At 53.2% G+C, this 18,719-nt stretch carries 15 protein-coding genes; 4 read left to right on the top strand and 11 right to left on the bottom strand.

What is annotated here, in order from left to right; translation table 11 throughout:
• Window positions 1-27: 27 nt before the first annotated feature.
• Both hrpB and DPF_RS08550 read right to left on the bottom strand, forming a co-directional pair.
• Window positions 28-2,550 carry an ATP-dependent helicase HrpB gene (gene hrpB / locus DPF_RS08555; RefSeq protein WP_069859073.1) on the bottom strand — a complete coding sequence of 841 codons (2,523 nt, stop codon included), beginning with the start codon at window positions 2,548-2,550 and terminating at the stop codon, window positions 28-30.
• A gap of 72 nt (window positions 2,551-2,622) precedes the next feature.
• A complete protein-coding gene (locus tag DPF_RS08550; RefSeq protein WP_176724215.1) occupies window positions 2,623-3,033 on the bottom strand; it encodes a YkvA family protein in 411 nt (136 codons plus the stop codon).
• A gap of 258 nt (window positions 3,034-3,291) precedes the next feature.
• On the opposite strand from DPF_RS08550, the gene nadD reads away from it, so the two are divergent.
• Complete coding sequence (gene nadD / locus DPF_RS08540; RefSeq protein ID WP_069859069.1) at window positions 3,292-3,996, top strand: nicotinate-nucleotide adenylyltransferase; 705 nt, start codon at window positions 3,292-3,294, stop codon at window positions 3,994-3,996.
• A gap of 71 nt (window positions 3,997-4,067) precedes the next feature.
• Here the strand turns inward: nadD and tilS are convergent, their stop codons facing one another.
• From tilS to DPF_RS08515, 5 genes are all read right to left on the bottom strand, one after another.
• A complete protein-coding gene (gene tilS, locus DPF_RS08535) occupies window positions 4,068-5,069 on the bottom strand; it encodes a tRNA lysidine(34) synthetase TilS (RefSeq protein WP_069859067.1) in 1,002 nt (333 codons plus the stop codon).
• A gap of 1 nt (window position 5,070) precedes the next feature.
• Window positions 5,071-5,406 (bottom strand): hypothetical protein, encoded by a 336-nt coding sequence (locus DPF_RS08530; protein WP_069859066.1) that lies wholly within the window; start codon window positions 5,404-5,406, stop codon window positions 5,071-5,073.
• Between the two features lie 35 nt (window positions 5,407-5,441).
• Window positions 5,442-6,803, bottom strand: coding sequence for a glutamyl-tRNA reductase (hemA, locus tag DPF_RS08525; protein WP_069859064.1), 1,362 nt, complete (start codon window positions 6,801-6,803; stop codon window positions 5,442-5,444).
• Window positions 6,804-6,971: 168 nt separating this feature from the next.
• Window positions 6,972-7,799 carry a cytochrome C assembly family protein gene (locus DPF_RS08520; protein ID WP_069859062.1) on the bottom strand — a complete coding sequence of 276 codons (828 nt, stop codon included), beginning with the start codon at window positions 7,797-7,799 and terminating at the stop codon, window positions 6,972-6,974.
• Window positions 7,777-8,466: a precorrin-2 dehydrogenase/sirohydrochlorin ferrochelatase family protein gene (locus DPF_RS08515; RefSeq protein ID WP_069859060.1), complete on the bottom strand. Its 690-nt coding sequence runs from the start codon at window positions 8,464-8,466 to the stop codon at window positions 7,777-7,779. Before DPF_RS08515 ends, DPF_RS08520 begins: the two co-directional genes overlap by 23 nt.
• Before the next feature lie 488 nt (window positions 8,467-8,954).
• On the opposite strand from DPF_RS08515, the gene DPF_RS08510 reads away from it, so the two are divergent.
• Window positions 8,955-11,135, top strand: coding sequence for a glutamine synthetase III family protein (locus tag DPF_RS08510; RefSeq protein ID WP_069859059.1), 2,181 nt, complete (start codon window positions 8,955-8,957; stop codon window positions 11,133-11,135).
• Window positions 11,136-11,511: 376 nt separating this feature from the next.
• Here the strand turns inward: DPF_RS08510 and pgm are convergent, their stop codons facing one another.
• Complete coding sequence (pgm, locus tag DPF_RS08505; protein WP_069859058.1) at window positions 11,512-13,152, bottom strand: phosphoglucomutase (alpha-D-glucose-1,6-bisphosphate-dependent); 1,641 nt, start codon at window positions 13,150-13,152, stop codon at window positions 11,512-11,514.
• Between the two features lie 145 nt (window positions 13,153-13,297).
• On the opposite strand from pgm, the gene nhaA reads away from it, so the two are divergent.
• Window positions 13,298-14,494, top strand: coding sequence for a Na+/H+ antiporter NhaA (gene nhaA, locus DPF_RS08500; protein WP_069859052.1), 1,197 nt, complete (start codon window positions 13,298-13,300; stop codon window positions 14,492-14,494).
• Window positions 14,495-14,577: 83 nt separating this feature from the next.
• Here the strand turns inward: nhaA and DPF_RS14070 are convergent, their stop codons facing one another.
• From DPF_RS14070 to DPF_RS08485, 3 genes are all read right to left on the bottom strand, one after another.
• Window positions 14,578-14,739, bottom strand: a complete 162-nt coding sequence (locus DPF_RS14070) for a hypothetical protein (RefSeq protein ID WP_176724214.1) — start codon at window positions 14,737-14,739, stop codon at window positions 14,578-14,580.
• A gap of 133 nt (window positions 14,740-14,872) precedes the next feature.
• On the bottom strand, window positions 14,873-15,154 hold the full coding sequence (locus DPF_RS08490) for a hypothetical protein (protein ID WP_069859048.1): 282 nt from the start codon (window positions 15,152-15,154) through the stop codon (window positions 14,873-14,875).
• 238 nt (window positions 15,155-15,392) lie between these two features.
• Window positions 15,393-15,629 (bottom strand): hypothetical protein, encoded by a 237-nt coding sequence (locus tag DPF_RS08485; RefSeq protein ID WP_069859046.1) that lies wholly within the window; start codon window positions 15,627-15,629, stop codon window positions 15,393-15,395.
• A gap of 1,226 nt (window positions 15,630-16,855) precedes the next feature.
• Between DPF_RS08485 and DPF_RS08480 the strand changes: the two genes are divergently transcribed.
• Window positions 16,856-18,682, top strand: a complete 1,827-nt coding sequence (locus tag DPF_RS08480; RefSeq protein ID WP_069859044.1) for a hypothetical protein — start codon at window positions 16,856-16,858, stop codon at window positions 18,680-18,682.
• The last annotated feature ends 37 nt before the right edge of the window (window positions 18,683-18,719 follow it).

Raw genomic sequence — 18,719 nt, 5'->3', positions numbered from 1 at the left:
CACCGTTTGTTTCTGCATGTCCTAGGTTTACAGCCCCATGCCTTTTTTTGTTTTTTTCGTTGCCCTGGCCGTGAAGGGGTCGTCGGGCCAGTAGTGCTTGGGGTAGCGTCCCTTGAGTTCTTTTTTGACGTCCGGATACCCTGTCTGCCAGAACCCGGCCAGATCCGAGGTGATCTGGACGGGGCGGTGGGCCGGGGAGAGAAGATGGATGCAGAGACCAACCCTGCCACCGGCAATTTTTGGGGTTTGCTGCCATCCGAAAAGTTCCTGAATCCGGACTGCAAGAACAGGCACTTCTCCTTCATAATTCACAGGAATGCGCGAACCGCTGGGGACGGTCAGATGGGTGGGGGCCAGTTTTTCCACCTGCTGCTGTTGGTCCCATGAGAGTCGCGATTTCAGGGCGGCCACCAGATCAATGGTGTCCAGCCGGGGTATGGGCTGGGGGAAAAAGGGCGCCAGCCATGTTTCGAGTTCGCGCAGTAGGGTTGCATCGTCATGTGCGGGAAGTTCCACCCCGCAGTTGAGGAGAAAGCGCACCCGACAGAGCCACACACGGCTGGCTTTGTTCCAGGGAAGCAGATTAAGTCCATGTTCCTGAACGGCCCGGATGGTTATCTCCTGGAGTTTGTGGGGATCAGGACGGGTCAGACGGGACGACCGGACCGTTATCTTGCCAAAGGAAAGGATTTCCTGGGCCATGACCTCCTTGCGCGCAGGGTCCCATGCATACGCTTTCCGGGTTTGCCACATGTGGGGGAGATGCTCTTCCAGCCAGGTCTGTTCAATGGGCGCGGCCAGCTGGATCACAGCTTCCCTTCCCTTGTCATCCAGTTCCGGAATGACCAGCCAGGGAAAGGTGGTCAGAGGATCTGTTCCCGGGAACCTGGCTGCCTTGCCGTTGGCAAGCTGGTAGCCTGTTTCATGGGTGCTGGCTGATCGGCGGCGTGCGATGCGATCGGGAAAGGCCAGGGAAAGAAGATTGCCGCATGATTCGGGGAAGAGCCTATCGTCTTTTGCGTTGATCTTTCGTTTCCAGAGACGTGCCTGAGTGAGAATTCGTTTGCACACGGCACGGTTGATCCGGTGAGCAGGTTGTTTGTTGCGGATCACATGGTCCAGAGCGTCGAGTCTGAGGCGGATATCACGATCTTTATGGTTGCCGCGGGCATGGTCGAAGATATCACGTTCCATGAACAGGGCGGCTGTGACGCACCCTGTCCATGCCATGTTCAGCTTGCCTGCTTGAATGATGAGGTGGGCCAGTCGGGGATGGGTACCCATCAGCTGCATCTCTCGTCCGTGTGGGGTAATGCGTCCTTGTCGGTCAAGGGCACCGAGTTGGATCAGCAGTGACCGGGCCTTGTCCTGATGGGGCTGCGGGGGCGGCGTGATCCACTCGAGATCGCTCAGCTCGGTGGTGCCCCAGTCAGCAAGGGTCAGGATCAGATCGCACAGATCCCTGGTCATGATCTCGGGAGGCAGGTGGGGCGGAAGGGAAGCGTGTCGGGCTTTGCTCCACAGGCGAAAGCACACCCCCGGTTCAAGACGTCCTGCCCGGCCTCTGCGCTGGTCCGCCGAACTTGTGGACACGGGCAGGGTTTCCAACCGGTCCATGCCGGTTCGGGGAGAGTATCTGGAAACGCGGCAGAGACCCGCATCAATGACTATGCGTATGCCTTCGATGGTAAGAGACGTCTCGGCAATGGAGGTGGCAAGAACCACCTTGCGCGATCCTTGGGGGGCGGGGTTGAGAGCCTTGTCCTGCTCTGCCCTGCTCTGATTGCCGAACAGGGGAACAACGCGAACATGGTCAGGCAGATCGGCGGATTCAAGAAGGCCGAGGACCCGTGAAATCTCCGGCACACCTGGCAGAAAAACCAGGATGCTTCCAGGTTCGTCCACAAGAACCTTTTGAATGACTGCTGCCGTATGGTGTTCGATGCGCTGGTATCGTTCCGGGGGGAGATATCGTGTGACAACGGGATGGCATTGTCCCGGGGCCGTGATGACCGGAGTTTTGTGGCCAAGGATATGCACAAGACTCCTGGTATCCAGCGTGGCCGACATGATCAGGATGCGCAGGTCCTCACGCAGGTTTTCCTGAACGTCCAGACTCAGGGTCAGCCCCAGGTCGGCGTGGATGGACCGTTCGTGAAATTCGTCAAAGATGATCAGTCCCACATCATCAAGTTCGGGATCGTTCTGGAGACGTTTGGTCAGAATGCCTTCGGTGAGTATCTCCACGCGAGCCTGTTTGGATGTCCGCGTATCCAGACGGGTGATGTACCCGATTTCCTGCCCGGGCTGCTGTCCGAGGAGATCGGCCATGCGCATGCAGGCTGCCCGGGCGGCCAGTCGTCGCGGTTCGAGAACCAGGATCTTGCGGCCCTCAAGCCAGGGTTCATGCATGAGATGCAGGGGGACGATGGTGGTTTTTCCGGCACCGGGAAGGGCCTGCAAAACCGCGCGATTGCACGAACCAAGGGCGGAGGTCAGATCCCCTAGAACCGGAATGATCGGTAGATCTGGAAATGAAATGAAAGACATGTTCACAGGCTGCTGCAGGAAAGAGACGTGGAGGACATTGTCATGACGGCCCGTATGGCAGCATTCCCAGGGTCATGATTTGGTGTCGGGTTGTTGGGTCGTGTGCTGGGCATATTTGTCAAGGTCGTCTCTGATGATCTTGAGGCACAGGGCCACAACGGCTGCATCATCCAGCTGGCCGATGCCCGGCAGAAAATCGGGAATCAGATCCAGGGGATTGAGAATATACAGCAGGGTGAATGCAATGGCCGCCACACTCTTGATGGGGATATCCCGATAGGTTCCCGTGTAATAGTCTTTGACCAGAGCGATGAGCAGGGTGACGTCGTTGACAAATTTCTGGAGCGGTCCTTCTTTGGCCGCCAGTTTTTGAATGGTTTCCGATTCCTTGAGAACCTTGGCAAAATCAGTGTTCCCGAGTTTTTCGGCTTTGGAAAGGATGAAATCCTTGTCGATTTTTTTCAGGATGGCGTTAATGTCCACAGGCGCATTTTCCGGGGTTGGCGGTTGCAGATCACTCTTATGTTCCGATGAACCACATATCAATGGGAAGCATAAAGGATATGTTCCCCCGCATGGCGGCAGCAGAGTGCCATGCCGGGGCCAGGGTTGTCATGGGCTTTTTTGCGTTCCAGGGCAGATTGCGATTCAGGGGAACAGGGCATATAGGGCCATCAGACGCCATGTGCTTGCAGCACGATGATGCAATGTGTCTTTTTCTGCAACCCTTGGGGAGAACATATGCAAACAATCGGTATTCTGGGCGGTTCCTTTAATCCTCCTCACATCGCGCATCTTCGCCTAGCCCTGGAGGTGCGTGAGCAGCTTGGTCTCAATCGCATCGACCTGGTACCGGCGGCCGTTCCTCCCCACAAGGAAACCCGGAACCTTTTGCCTTTTTCCGTCAGGTACAAGCTGCTCAGGGATACGGTCCAGGATCTTGCCGGGATGCGGGTCAATGATCTTGAAGCCCGACGGCAAGGACCTTCCTATACCTATGATACATTGCAGGCGTATCGATTGTCCGATCCACAAGATCGTCTTTTTTTCATCATGGGCAGCGAAGATCTTGTCCTGTTGTCTTCATGGTACAAGGCCGCGTGTCTGCCGCAATTGGCCCATCTGGTGGTTGTTTGCAGGGGCGGGGTGGATCGCCCGGAAGCTGATGAACTGATCAGAAACATATGGCCTGCAAGCCGCATGACCCCCACGGGCTGGCACCTTCCCAGGGGACACCTGGCCATTTTTTTCCTTGAAATGAACCGGCTTGACATCAGCTCTTCCCTTATCCGGGATAAATGGCGAAAGGGGCAATCCATTCGTTATCTCGTGCCGGATTCTGTTGAACACTATGTGCAGGAGCACAGGGAAGAGGTGGCAAGGGTCTGGGGAGAGGGGACTTCACCAGCAGGGGCAAACAGCCCGCAGGATGTGGATGCCGTGTGATCTTCTGGCAGGGCGGCATGCTCCCCATGATAAGAACAAGGTCCCGGACAAACTATGTTTTGTCCGGGACCTTATGGTTTCCAGGAAAACTCGATCCCGTCCCGGGTTATGGTTGCGGTCTTGTCTCCGGGAAACTGCACGGTTTTCCCGGTGGCTCTGTTCTGCCAGAGGGCATCAAGTCGGGAGATCGATTCTGCCAGGGGTTGTCCCGGGCCCATGGATTCAAGCACATGCTTGATCAATCGGCAGCGTTCGGCCTTGTCCAGACCGGCCAGGCTGGAAGGGATGTATTGTTTTCGGCCCTGAAGGTGCTGGGCAAGGCGCTGGTCCCAGAAGGAACGGTCGGCCTGACCGCATTGCCACAACTGGTACACGGTTTTGAGAAAACCAGGGTTCTCTTGAAGAAACAGGGGAAGAATGGTTGATCGGACCCGGTTGCGTAAAAAAGAGGGATCCGCATTGCTCGCGTCCTTTTCCCAGGTGATGCCCAGATGAGTCAGAAATTGTTCAAGAACCTGCTTGGGGGTTTGCAAAAGGGGGCGCACAAGGTGTCGATCCTGGTCAACCCCGGCCATGCCTGCCAGGCCGGGCCATCCAACACCCCGGATCAGCCGCATGAGCACATCTTCGGCCAGATCATCGGCTTGATGGGCCGTGAGGATGAAATCGGCGTTGTGCTTTGCCCTGACAGCCTCCAGAAAGCGATACCGTTCCAGGCGTCCGGTCTCTTCCAGCCCCAGACTCTGTTGGCGGGCAAGGGATGCAATGTCCCTGCGGGCGCATTCCAGGGGGATGCCCAGTTGGCTGCATGTTTGTCGGGCTATCTGTTGCTCCCGCGCGGCCTCGGGTCTGAGCCCGTGGTCAAGGTTGGCTCCCACCAGACGCAGGTGCAGACGGGGCGCCAGCATATGGAAAATGTACAGCAGTGCCGTGGAGTCGACCCCGGTGGAATAGGCAATGACCAGGGTTGTGTCCTGGAGCCGAACGTTCAGCTCTTTGGTGACAAACCGTTCGATTCCCAGACAGAAATGAGCCCATTTGGGGGGAAGATCCTGAAGGCGCCAGGTGGTCATCTCAAACAGGGATATCCCATTCCTTCAGCGTGGTGTCGATAAAGTCCATCATGAAGTCCCGCTGCTTGGGGGTGGCGTAGGCAATACAGGAACAACGCAGGATCTGACGGGCCCGAACCAGAAATTCCAACCTGAGCCAATCCTTGCCGGTTTCAACAGCCATGTAAAAGGGGCCGCATGAATCAGCATGTTCCTTTTGTTCCGGTTCCATGAGCTCGTCGGGAAGGGGAATCTGAAAAAGCTGGGGAATGGAGCTGGCAAATCCCTTTTCCGTGAGCCTGGCGTTGATGGTTTCCATCTGTTGGGGAGTGAATTCGTCTATCTGATAGGATCGCATACGGGTTTCCTTGAAGGTGTGCCTGCAAACAGGGATTATTTGTGGGGCCAAAATCGTTCATTGGCTGTCTTGTGGGGACATGTTCTGGTTTTGCGGTCCTTGTGGGCGTCCTGGGGAACCTGTTCGTTGTCAAGATTGAACATCCTGCGGGTGTCGTGGATGCATTTGGTAAGGGTGTCTTCTTCTTTGCTTCGGCGTTTGAGATAGGCAATGGGTTCGCAGTACAATTTGCCGATGAGGGAATGGGCAAGGACCTGAAGGGCCTCGTGAACGGCCGGCGATACCTCGGGACCAAGGGATTTGAGGGTCTTTTTGATCTCTTTTTCGGCAATGGCCTCTCCCCGTTCCAAAAGGTCCACAATGGTGGGTTTGAGGGCCAGGGACTTGAGCCAGAGGGCAAAGCTGTCCACTTCCTCTTTGACAATGAGCTCGGCCTTGCCCGCCTCTTCCTTGCGCTCGGCAAGGTTTTCTTCCACCACTTCCTTGAGATCGTCGATGTCATAAAGATAGACATTGTCCAATCCGTTCACGTCGGGATCGATATCCCTGGGGACCGCAATGTCTATGAAGAACATGGGCCGGTGCTTGCGTTTTTTGAGAACCTTTTTGACGTCCCGTGCCCTGATGACCGCATGCTGTGATCCCGTGGAACTGATGATGATGTCCACCTCGGGAAGGTGATCGACCAGCTCTTCAAAAGCGATGGCCTTGCCGCCGAATTTGTCAGCCAGTTCTTCCCCTCGGCAAAGGGTTCTGTTGGCCACAGTGATACCCTGAATACCCGCTCCCAGAAGATGGGTTGCCGCAAGTTCGGCCATTTCGCCTGCACCCACCAGCATGGCACGCTGGGGTGCAAGATCGCCGAAAATGCGCTTGGCCAGCTCCACGGCTGCATAGCTGATGGAGACCGCATTGGAGGCAATGGCCGTTTCCGTGCGCACGCGTTTGGCCACGGAAAAGGCCTTGTGCAGGGCCCTGCTGACGATAACCCGGGCACTGCCGTATTCCACGGCCTTGCGGTAGGCCTGCTTGAGTTGTCCGAGGATCTGGGGTTCTCCCAGAATCATGGAATCCAGGCTGGACGCAACAGTAAACAGGTGATGGATGGCTTCAAGGCCCTGATAGGTGTAGGCGTGTTTGCTGATGGTTTGCGCATCTACAGAGCACGTTGATCCCCAGAAATGGAGCACTTCCTGAACAGGGTCTTTTTGAGGATCGCCAACAACCAGAAATTCAACCCGATTGCATGTGGAAAGGATCAGGGCTTCCCTGATGGGACCGTCAGGTCTGACCAGTCCTTGCAAACAGGGATTGCAATCCGGCAGGGCCAGCTGCTCCCTGATGGAGACATCGGCTGTCCGGTGATTGAGGCCTATGAGGTAGATGGTTTGATTCATTATGGGCAATCGTGTGTATAAAGAGTGATGGCGATGAAAACGGGATATGACCTGGATGCGGGAAAAAGCAACAAGACAAGGCGCAAGGTAGAGACCTTCTTGAACCCGTGGTTCCTTGCTGTCTCCTGTTCTCCCCGTTTTTGTCCTTGTTTCTGTCGGGTCTTCTTCCTACATCTGAAACTGGTGGTGCGTGGGCACGAAAAAATTGATGAACAGCATGGAGGCGATCACCAGAAGAAAGAGCCAGATGGCTGCCTTGGCCGGTTTGCGGCCGTTCCAGCCAATGGCCAGTCGCTGGTGGAAGACATAGGCGAAGATCAGCCAGATGAGCAGGGAAACAACTTCCTTGGGGTCCCAGCTGAACATGTGTTTCCAGGTAAAGGCCGCCCAGATGAATCCGCTGAGGATACCCACGGTGTACAAGGGAAACCCGGCCACCACGCTGACATGATTGACGCGGTCACAGGTGTGCAGGGAGGGAAGATCCCGGGAAAAGCCCTTGAAACGCGCTTTGGTTTTGATTTTTTTTTCCAGATACAGATAGGTTACCCCGGACCCGAAGGCCATGGCCAGCAGGGCAATGCTCACGAACAGGGCGCCTATGTGCAGTCCGAACCAAAGACCCACAAAGGTCTGGGGAACGGGCTGGGTGGATGGAGAAATGGCCAAAGATGAGGTGAACACGATGAGGGCGAGGGGAGAGGCGATGAGTGCCAGGAATTTCATGCGCAGCCTCCACCAGAATGCGAAGAAAATGACCAGAAAACACCAGGCCAGCAGGCTGAAATAAAAGGGTCCCTGGTCCGCCCCAAGTCCTCCGGAATGCAGCCAGGTGACCAGAAGATCAATGGTGTGCAGTCCAAAACTGGTCGCCGTGGTCCAGATGGAGACTTTTGTGAAGGATGTTTTGTGCGTCACCAGACCTACAAGAAACACAAGAGCTCCTGCAAAGTACAGGAAGGCGACCAAAAACTCAAAGAGACGGAAAAAGGTCATGGGTCAAGGCTCCGATGGAAGGGTGGAGTTCTTTGGGCAGAAGTCTGGCCAGGATGGTGCGGATTTCGTCGGTGTCCTTTTCGCGGATGGCTGCAAGCAGGGAAGAATTGACCAGCGATCTGAAACATTCGGCGTTGTCATCACTATCCTGGCCCAAGGGAAGCATTGCCTGCCTGATTCTGCCCAAAAGGTCGAGCAGGATCTCATATTCTTCTCCGAACCGACAATCAAGCTCTTGTCTGAGGGTTCGGCACAGGGCGGGGGATTTTCCGGAAGTCGATACCGTCACAAGCAGGTCTCCCCGCTGGATAATCGACGGGAGAACAACATCACCGGCCTGTGGATCGTCAATAATGTTGCACAGAATGTTGCGTTGCTGGCACCCCCTGGCAATGGCGGCATTAAGCGTTCGATTGCTGGTACAGGCAAAGACCAGATGTTTCTGGTCGAGGTCGTTGGCGGAAAAGGTGCGGTTTTCCAGAACAAGCTCCGGATGCCGGGCGGCAAGGCGGGTCAGTTTGGTGGAAAAGGGGGCCGTATCCAGAACAAGCAGATGTTTGGGCGAGGCCTTGAGCAGCGTACGGATCTTGCGTGTACCGACTGTGCCGGCCCCAACGACCAGACAATTTTTGTGGTGAAGATCAAGAAGCAGGGGGTAATAGCGCATGGCCTGCTTTGTTAGCAAAGAGAAGAAATGGTGTAAAATGATTCCCTGCAAGCAATCTTGTTCGCCGGGAGGTGGTGGATTGCGCGCCTGTCGTGGTAATATCAATTTTGGACAAAAAGGGATGCAGACCTCTCAAAAAGGAAAATAGGGTGTATTTATAAAAATAAAAATGTAACATGTAGATAATATTGCCTTTTGAGGATATCTCCCGGTGCGGGCAAGGCAGGAGAGGACAAGGGTGCTGTTTCGTGTAATAAAATAATCATCTTGACAAATTTGTGAAAAGAGGGTTTGTGACTTGCTTTTGGATTGCAAAATTGTGGATTTTATTCCGCGAATAGCGATGGTTCTGGATATAACATCTTGTTTTTAATGAGTTTATGCAATTTGGTCTGTAAGTTGTTAGATCCTGTATTATTGATGATTTTTTCTGTGTCCCGCCGGCGCGGGCGCATGCACACCCTCTTATGTTCAAAGGAGATATTTCCATGAGTGGCAATCAATCGAGACAAGACGCCATCAAGGCTGTGACCAACTATACGCCCGCTTCCGCGCCCCTCAACTATGCGGAAAAGGGGGTCGGCGAGATTTTCGGGTCCAATGTGTTCAGCCTGAAGGTCATGGAGGAGCGTCTTCCCAAGAATGTTTTTGCTTCCATCAAGAAGACCATTGAGACCGGAGGCAAGCTTGATCCTTCCATGGCTGACGCTGTGGCATCGGCCATGAAGGACTGGGCCGTTTCCAAGGGCGCGACCCATTATACCCATGTTTTTTATCCCCTGACCGGACTCACCGCGGAAAAGCATGATGGGTTTCTTACACCGGACGGCAAGGGGGGCGCTCTGGCCGAATTCAGTGGCAAGCTCCTCATTCAGGGGGAACCGGATGCTTCCAGTTTCCCCTCGGGCGGTCTTCGGGCTACCTTCGAGGCCCGGGGGTATACGGCCTGGGACGTAACCAATCCTGCGTACATACTGGAAAATCCCAATGGCACGTTTTTGTGCATCCCCACGGCCTTTGTCTCCTGGACAGGTGAGGCCCTGGACAAGAAAACCCCTCTTTTGCGTTCCAATCAGGCCCTCAATGCCCAGGCCAAAAGGGTCCTGGCCCTTTTTGGACGTGACCTGGATGAACAGGTTCAATCATTTGCCGGACCCGAGCAGGAATATTTCCTGGTGGATCGCAATTTTTATTTTGAACGCCCGGATCTGCAGCTCACCGGAAGGACCCTGTTCGGAGCCAAGCCGGCCAAGGGCCAGGAACTTGATGATCATTATTTCGGTGCCATTCCCGAGCGTGTTCTTTCCTTTATGATGAATGTGGAACATGAGCTGTATAAACTTGGCGTGCCCGTGAAGACCCGGCATAACGAAGTCGCACCGGGCCAGTTCGAGATCGCTCCCCTCTATGAGCAGGCCAATCTGGCCAACGACCACAATCAGACCGTGATGACCACCCTCAAGGGTGTGGCCAAAAAGCACGGCATGGCCTGCATGCTGCACGAAAAACCCTTTGCCGGGATCAACGGATCGGGCAAGCATCTCAATTATTCCATAGGTACCAAGTCCCTAGGAAGTCTGTTCGATCCAGGTGAAACACCCCACGAAAATCTGCAGTTCTTGCTTTTTTGTGCAGCCATCATTCGCGGCGTGCATCTGCACGGGGATCTCTTGCGGGCTGTTGTGGCCACGGCAGGCAATGATCATCGCCTGGGGGCCAATGAAGCACCGCCAGCCATCATGTCCATTTATCTGGGCGAGCAGCTGACCGATATCTTCGAACAGATCAAAAAGGGCACGTGCAACGGATGCAAGACCAAGGGCGAACTTCGTGTGGGTGTGGACACCCTGCCTCCGCTGCCCATGGATGCCGGCGACAGGAACAGGACCAGTCCCTTTGCCTTTACCGGCAATCGGTTCGAGTTCCGGGCCGTTGGCTCCAACCTGTCCATTGCCGGCCCTCTGGTGTCCATCAATGCTCTGTTGACCGAATCCCTGGATTACATTGCCACCAAGCTGGAGGCCATGGATCTAAGTACTCCCGAAGCCTTCAAAAACGCTGTCCTTGGGATTATCAAGGAGATCATCACCAAACACGGAAACATCATTTTCAACGGGAACGGCTATTCCCAGGAATGGCAGGAAGAAGCGGCCAGGCGCGGGCTTCCCAACCTCAAAACCGCTGTTGATGCCCTGCCTGTGTTGACGTCAGCGCCTGTTGTCGAGATGTTTACCAAGTACGGGATCTTCAGCGAACGGGAATTGGCCAGCCGTCAGGAAGTCTATCTCGAGCAATATGGCCAGCATCTGGTCACTGAGGGGCTTTTGACGGTGAAAATGGCCAAAACCATGATCCTTCCGGCGGCCGTGCGCTACATGCGTGAACTGGCTGATACCTGTGCGAGCCTCAAGTCGGTTGGTATGGACTATGAAATGGCGGTTCTGGAGGATGTCACCGATAAAATGCGCAGCCTGAAAAAGGCCATTGGTGAACTTGAAGTCCTTTTGGAAACAGAGATGGAAGATCCCTTGGAAAAAGCCAGGTACATGGGTGACAAGGTTATCCCGGCCATGCTCAAGGTCCGGGAATGTGCAGACGCCCTGGAGGATGTGGTGGCCGATGATCTCTGGCCCCTGCCGACCTACCAGGAGATGCTGTTTATCAAGTAAAAAAAAACAAAAGTACGCAATGCTCAGTACGCAGTACACAGTGCGCAGTGCGCAGAAAAAGACCCGTCATTATGGCGGGTCTTTTCGTTTGGATGATAGAGATGATGGGGAGAGGTGCCTCAAGGCACAGTTGTTATCATGCTGGTATCTGGAATATGATGGCCGGCTTGCCCTGTTCCGGGCGGTTTGACTGTCTGAGCGAGCCAGGCATCGTTCATCAAGCCGTTGCCTGACATCTTGCCCATACGGTTTGTTTTTATTGAGCAACGGCTTGATGGTACGAGGCCGGCGAGAGAGTTGCAAACCGTACGGAACAGGGCAAGCCGGCCATGAGCACAAATCTGAGCACAAATCAGCCCAGAGGGGCGCTTCTAGGTTATGCCAGGGCCTTGTTCACCATTTCCTGGGCCTGGTCCAGGATCTCCTGCAGATGGTTTTCCCCTTTGAAACTCTCGGCATATATCTTGTAAATTTCTTCTGTGCCCGAAGGTCTGGCTGCAAACCAGCCATTTGGGGCAACCACCTTGAGGCCCCCAAAGGGAGCATCATTGCCTGCTGCCCGGGTCTGTTTGGCAAGAATGGGTTCTCCTGCCAGGGTTGTTGCCTTGACCATGTCCGGAGACAATTGCTTGAGGGCTTTTTTCTGCTCATGGCTGGCCGGAGCCTGGATCCGCTGGTACACCGGGGTGCCGAATCGGTCTTCCAGCTCCTTGTACAGGGTGGCCGGATCCTTGCCCGTCACGGCCGTCATTTCCGCGGCCAAAAGATCCATGATGATGCCGTCCTTGTCCGTGGTCCAGACTGTACCATCCTTGCGCAGGAAAGAGGCCCCGGCGCTTTCTTCACCGCCGAATCCGCATGTTCCCTCAAGCAGATGGGGCACGAACCACTTGAAGCCCACAGGAACCTCCACCACGTTTCGTCCCATGGCGCCGGCTACCCGGTCGATCATGGACGTGGTGACCATGGTTTTGCCCATGGCAAGATGGCTGTTCCATCCGGTTCGGGTGGAAAAAAGGTAGGAGATGGCAGCGGCCAGATAGTCATTGGGCTTGATGAGTCCGGCCTGTCTGGTCACGATGCCGTGGCGGTCATAATCGGGATCATTGCCAAAGGCGATGTCAAAACGGTCCTTGAGTTCGATGAGCCCGGCCATGGCATAGGGCGAGGAACAGTCCATACGGATTTTGCCGTCCCTGTCCACGCGCATGAACGAAAAGGTCGGGTCCACGTTCTTGTTGACCACGTCGATATCAAGACCATACTCCTCGGCAATGGGCTCCCAGAATCCGATACCCGACCCTCCCATGGGATCGACCCCGATCTTGAGTCTGGCTCGTTGTATGGCTTCCATGTCCAGGATGGTTGCCAGATCGCGCACATAGGGCATGACAAAGTCGTACGCATGCACATGGTGACTGGCCAGGGCCCTGGCATATGGGAGGCGCTTGATTCCCATGAGTTTGTTGGCCAGGTGTTCGTTGGCCCTGTCGGCAATCCATCTGGTGGTGTCGGTATCTGCTGGGCCTCCGTTGGGCGGGTTGTATTTGAATCCGCCGTCTTCCGGCGGATTGTGGGAAGGGGTAACGACCACGCCATCGGCAAGGCCGGATGTCCGGTTTCGGTTATGGGTCAAAATGGCATGGGATATCACCGGCGTGGGAGTATAGCCGTTATCTGCCTGGATGACGGTTTCAACGCTGTTGGCGGCAAATACTTCCAGAGCGGTCATGGTGGCCGGTTGGGAAAGGGCGTGGGTATCCCTGCCCAGAAAAAGGGGGCCGGTGTATCCCTGAACCCGGCGGTACTCGCAGATGGCCTGACAAATGGCCAGAATGTGGTTCTGATTGAAGGTTTGTTTGAGGGAGCTGCCGCGGTGCCCCGAGGTGCCGAACGAGATGCGCTGGTGTGCATCCGCGGCATCAGGGATGTGTTCATAGTATGCAGCAACAAGAGCCGGAATATCCGGCAGGATGTTACGCGGAGCCTTGCGGCCTGCAAGAGGATGGGTCGACATGGGATGATCTCCTGAAACAGCGGTTGAATCTATTGGTTCAAGATGATAGCATAAACAGATTGTCCAGCAGAACATGTGTTGCCTGGCGGTTGGAAAATCACGGTACAAACTACATGGGAAAGTAACCTTAGCAGGAATGATCTTCATGAACAAGCTTGCATCGCGGACCCGACAGTTCTTTGCTGATTTTGCCCGGTTGGAAGCTGCTGGCGGCATTCTGCTCATGGTGGCCACGGTTTTGGCCTTGTGGTTCAGCAATTCGCAACTGGCCTTGTGGTACACGTATTTTTTGACCATCCCCGTGCAGGTAAGCATCGGCCAGCTCATTTTGGCCAAACCCCTTGTCTTGTGGATCAATGACGGACTGATGGCTGTTTTTTTCCTGCTGGTCGGTCTTGAGATCAAACGGGAACTGCTCGAAGGTCAGTTGTCAAGCCTGAGCCAGGTCATGTTCCCGAGCATCGGGGCTCTGGGAGGGATGGTCGTTCCGGCGCTCATTTATGCCCTGTTCAATCTTGCCGATCCAGCGGCCCTGCACGGGTGGGCCATCCCCATGGCCACGGATATTGCTTTTGCCCTGGGCATTTTGACCCTTTTTGGACGGCGGGTACCCATTGCCCTCAAGTTTTTTCTGCTCACCCTGGCCATCATGGACGATATCGGCGCGATCATTGTCATTGCCCTTTTCTATTCCGGCGCCCTGTCCATATTGTCTATGGTCCTGGCCTGTGTGGCCATTGGCGTGCTCTTTGCCATGAACCTGTTGGGGGTGACAAGGCCAAGAGCCTATCTGATCGTTGGAACCATCTTGTGGATTTTTGTCCTCAAGTCCGGCATCCACGCCACATTGGCCGGGGTGGTCATTGCCTTTGCCATTCCATTGCGGGTCAGGGAAGGTATAGAACATTCGCCAGCCATGCGGCTCGAGCATACCCTGCATCCCTGGTCCACTTTCCTCATTCTCCCCTTGTTCGCCTTTGCAAATGCCGGAGTCCCCCTAGGTGGGATGGGGCTTTCTTCCCTGCTACACCCCGTGCCCCTTGGAATCATGGCTGGACTTTTCATTGGCAAACAGGCAGGAGTTTTCGGATTCCTCTATCTGGCCGTACGTGCGGGTCTCGTACACCTGCCTGCGGGACTTTCCTGGAAGGAGATTTATGGCGTGGCGATTCTTTGCGGAGTGGGATTCACCATGAGCCTGTTCATCGGTTCGTTGGCTTTTGAGATGGAGGGGTGCCGGTTGTGTACGTCCATCAATCGCATCGGGATCATGCTTGGATCGCTGTTTTCGTGTGTCTTGGGTGCCATTGTTTTGCACAGGGTTTTGCCCCGACACACTTAAAAATCAGGACGCGGTCATCATGGAAGATGACCGCGTCCTGATGGTTTCAATCGAGGGGGGTGATTAAGCAACAACAAAGGTGATTATTCTTCGCGGTTGGCATAGAGTTCAATAGCCACGATACCTCCCGCGCACACGAGCATGGGCAGGAAAACATCCCCCAGCTTGGCACCAAAGAACAAAAAACCCAGAAGTCCCAAAACAAAGATAAAACCCAGAAGACCTACCACAATATTTTTTATCACGACAAACTCCTTTGAGTACAACAGATGGTACGGGGCAATTTCAAACACGGCATCGGGCATGTGCTGGTTCGACGTGCCGGTTCAGGCGGCGGACACGAATACGCGCATGCTGCGGTGATCCCCAGCAACGCATTTATCCGTTGAACGCGTCTTTCTTGACGGCACTCAACCCCTGTTTGCTGAAATCCCTGGCCACGGACCACCAGCAGCGTCCCTTGATTTCCCAGAATCGAAGCGCAGCAAGCTTGATGAATGCCCATGTCAGAACGACAAGATCCTTGATCAGCCTGAAGGCTGCCTGCAGGGTTGTCTTGAAGGCCACGGCTGTTTCACGAAAGTCCTTGGCATGCTTGTTCGGGTTGGGTTCGCATGAAAAACGGGGCATGTCTGTGGATTGTTGATGATGAGTATGCATGATCGACTCGATGGGTTTGATGGTCGTTTGGACAAAACCAGTGTTGGAATGCTTATGTTGAAACCCTTTGTCTTGATTACCTCATCATATAAACGGAAATGGACCCGAGTTCAACTGCTTTTATGACTTTAAGTGCATTGTCGTGATCCAGACTGTCTGATTGCTCTAGGCACGGGATGTATCGAGTGGACGGCAAGAAATTTCGACAGTTCGCTGAAGCCCGGTCAGTCAGGTTGGACTATCGTGTAAGTTGTTGGCATCCCCTGCTTATGAGCCGTTCATCGCTCTGTGCCTCGTAGCAAAAAGTTTCAATATGCTCTTGGCCGCCAAAAGCGTCTTCAAGGATGGCTTTGCAGGCCAGAGTGGAAAAGGTTTTGCCGCAGCTCCACCATGTTTTGCCTTTTGTATCCCAGAATCGTTGTGATTCTTTTTTGCAAAAGGCTGCCGTGATTGTCACGTGTTTGATGACACTCATTTGAGTACCTGTGTGTTGATGGTGTTTATGCCATTTTGTGTATACCGGGTGCATTGCGATCATATGGGCGTAAATGTCAAGACAAGGGCAGGTTCATTTCAAAAAAAGTCGTACCACGTTTTTTTAAATCAATTCAAGAAACGTATGGCATTTTGAGTCTGTTTGCTCATATTGTTTGACTGTTGGTCATTTGATCCGTTCACCCTTTCTTGAAGGGTATGTCCTTGATACCTTGTTACATATGCAAGGTTTTTTGGTTTCGGCTCTATCAAAACATTGTGCACGAAGCGAGAACAGTCCTGTCATTTTTGGATGTAGCATGGGGAGGTTTGTGCCTTTTCGGATACCCACGGAAATTGTCAGAATACTATATGCTCATCAAGCTATGTTCTCTTGTGGGCGATGTCTTCCCAGACACGGTCAAGTCAGTCAATTTCCGTAGGGCCTTAAGCAATCTTAAAAAGTTGGACAAAAACGTTTGTGTCAGGCGGCAAAGGAAAGACTGTCCTTGGCACATCTTCATATATGTGGTACATTATGTTCAAACAAGACTCCAAGATGTCCTTGGAGTGCACCTTATTTGGGTTTTGTTTTGTACTTTTTCTTGTTGAACACACATGAAAGACCATAAAGATTTTCTACTTGAATCGTACGTTGTTTTAGGTTCGCCTGTTTCTTCGAAGTAACAGCTATATAGATTCAAATTCAAAAGATTACGAAGTATTACGATACTAATCCTGAGGTATTGGGGGCAATCAATTTTAATCTGTGAGTTCGGATTATTTTCTACGCGTTTTCTTAATAAATTTCGAGCAATGTTTAACTGGACGAGTTTGAAATATATTTCTTCAATAATTACAATGTGTAACAGTAGTTATTCGTGACTGTTTTAGTGCCCGATTCCCAAAAAAAGTATAAAAAATCGGCAGCAATGAGACGAATGTCATGCAACATGTAATAAAATCGGTAAAAAAATATTAATAAATTGGCTTGTTGTTGGAATTTTTGTAGGATATGAACTCGTTTGGTATAAATTTGGTTCAGTTATTGTATCCTTTGTCTTAAGGTAAGCGGAGTGTGATTGTCTTTGTTTTGAAGACTTTTTATTTTATGTTGCAGACTGGACGCACTTGTTTTGTGTCAAACTGGTGTGTCAGCCCGTATGGTCTGGTTTGTGTCAGGATAGTGTTTCCCGAGTACCTATTGAAAAAACGAGAGAACAGATAATGCCAAACAAGGATATTTCTTCTACGGACAATCTACTCGAAATCATACGCGGTAAAAAGGACCTCACACAGGATGTTGTCGGACAGGCTGGAAAAGATATTCGGATTCGGCGTACTTCTGCGGTAACTTCTGTCGTGTTTGATCCCGGCAAGACAACTGTGGGTCTTTCTGTTGCCAAAGAGGGGATTCATGTTTTCGCCGTGGAGCGGGTCCATGCGGTAAAACGTCTTGTTGCTTATCGTTTTCTTGCCAACAACACGGACCGGGATCTCGACTGGGACACTGCATACGACATGCTGAGCAAGGAAAACATTGTTGCAACGTTCCAGATGAAAAAAACCAGGAACTGGGCCATCCTTGCTTCCGATTCCATAGATTTCTGGAATGTCTCCATACCGAGGAGTGTTGACTCCAAGGGAATACCCAACGCTGTCTACTGGGCTGCCAAAAAGAAAAAGACCTTTGATGAAGCCGAGGTCGTGTTTGATTACTATTTTATTGATAAGTGCACGGAAAAGGGGATCGATAAAAACCGCTTTGGTGCCTATGCTGTGCCCAGGACAAAAATGCGCGAAGTGCAGGCCCTTTACGACAAGCTGGGCGTTTCCCTTTCGGGGATTGCCACCTTTCCCCTTTGCGCGGGCAATCTTTTGGGTCAGACCGGGACCACGGACAACGGCATCGTGGCGGTTGTTGATGTCAAGTCGCAATGGAGCCGGATTGATCTGTATCATAAGAATGCCCTGGCATTCAGCCGTCGCATCAAGACCGGCGAGGTGAGTTTTGTCGATGCCATCCGGGAACATTCAGCCATGCTCCTGACTCAGGATGAAGAAACACCTGATGACGGCAGCCCAAAGGTGGTTGCTCCAAACACCATGACCGACCAGGAGGCCCTGGCATTGTTGCATGCCTATTTTCAGCAGGGCCAGGGAGAAACCTTGGAGGAAAATCCGTCCACGGATATCATGGAGTTCATTGAACCGGCTGCACGTCGTCTGGTGAGTCAAATAGAAAGGACCTTTGCCTATTTCCGTACCACCATGCAGATTCCCGCTCCGGTCAAACTCGTGTTTGTGGGCCGACTCGCCAATTTCACGCCGCTGGTGAACTATGTCGGGGCCCAGCTGGATATGGAAGCGGAAATTCTGGACCCCTTTGCCCTGCCCGGTTTGTCAGTTGCAACGCCCATTCCCAAATCTCCCTGGGATCGGTTCGGTTATGCAGATGCCTGTGCTGCTGCGCTTTCTTCCTCTGATCCTGCTTCCAATCTTCTCCATGGATTTCGCGATCGTATTCGGGACAAACGTCTTGCTTCCCTGCATAAAAAGATGGCCATGGGCTTTGTGGTCCTTCTTGCCGCACTATTGGTGGTTTTTGCATGGGCAAGCAAGGAACGTCGTCACAAGGTGGCCGAGTACCATTCCCTGGAACAGGAATTGGCCTCGTATCCGGAAAAAATCACGCCAACAGGGACCAGAAATCTGCTTGCCGCCGTCAAGGACCGCCATGACTATCTGCAGAAATACCGTCAGCGATTTGAACCTGTTGCAGCGTTTGCCGAGATTGCCACCCTTACGCCGCACACCATTGAGATTTCCAGTATTCTCACCAGCAACGGGGAGAATGGAGACAAGCCGGGATCTCTTATCATTGACGGTTATGTCACGGGCGAGTCCGGCATGCAGGACTCGTATCTTTCCAATTATATTGTCATGCTGGACAAGTCTCCTTTGTTTACCAGCCCCGAGATCCAGCGTCGGGAGATGGAGCAGGGGGGCAACGGGGACACGATTCATTTTGTCGTCAGTGTGACCATGTCATAAGGGGCGTCTGCCGTGTCGTTCATATGGTGTCATTCCG

Origin of the sequence: Desulfoplanes formicivorans (assembly GCF_001748225.1) — a bacterium.
In the GTDB taxonomy this organism is placed as follows: Bacteria; Desulfobacterota; Desulfovibrionia; order Desulfovibrionales; family Desulfomicrobiaceae; genus Desulfoplanes; species Desulfoplanes formicivorans.
This window is presented reverse-complemented; position numbering and strand designations above follow the sequence as displayed.

Bases quoted from the DNA above. Each gene is read 5' to 3' on its own strand.
- hrpB (WP_069859073.1), bottom strand. From the start codon at position 2,550: ATGTCTTTCATTTCATTTCCAGATCTACCGATCATTCCGGTTCTAGGG.
- nadD (WP_069859069.1), top strand. From the start codon at position 3,292: ATGCAAACAATCGGTATTCTGGGCGGTTCCTTTAATCCTCCTCACATC.
- tilS (WP_069859067.1), bottom strand. From the start codon at position 5,069: ATGACCACCTGGCGCCTTCAGGATCTTCCCCCCAAATGGGCTCATTTC.
- DPF_RS08530 (WP_069859066.1), bottom strand. From the start codon at position 5,406: ATGCGATCCTATCAGATAGACGAATTCACTCCCCAACAGATGGAAACC.
- hemA (WP_069859064.1), bottom strand. From the start codon at position 6,803: ATGAATCAAACCATCTACCTCATAGGCCTCAATCACCGGACAGCCGAT.
- DPF_RS08520 (WP_069859062.1), bottom strand. From the start codon at position 7,799: ATGACCTTTTTCCGTCTCTTTGAGTTTTTGGTCGCCTTCCTGTACTTT.
- DPF_RS08515 (WP_069859060.1), bottom strand. From the start codon at position 8,466: ATGCGCTATTACCCCCTGCTTCTTGATCTTCACCACAAAAATTGTCTG.
- DPF_RS08510 (WP_069859059.1), top strand. From the start codon at position 8,955: ATGAGTGGCAATCAATCGAGACAAGACGCCATCAAGGCTGTGACCAAC.
- pgm (WP_069859058.1), bottom strand. From the start codon at position 13,152: ATGTCGACCCATCCTCTTGCAGGCCGCAAGGCTCCGCGTAACATCCTG.
- nhaA (WP_069859052.1), top strand. From the start codon at position 13,298: ATGAACAAGCTTGCATCGCGGACCCGACAGTTCTTTGCTGATTTTGCC.
- DPF_RS08490 (WP_069859048.1), bottom strand. From the start codon at position 15,154: ATGCATACTCATCATCAACAATCCACAGACATGCCCCGTTTTTCATGC.
- DPF_RS08485 (WP_069859046.1), bottom strand. From the start codon at position 15,629: ATGAGTGTCATCAAACACGTGACAATCACGGCAGCCTTTTGCAAAAAA.
- DPF_RS08480 (WP_069859044.1), top strand. From the start codon at position 16,856: ATGCCAAACAAGGATATTTCTTCTACGGACAATCTACTCGAAATCATA.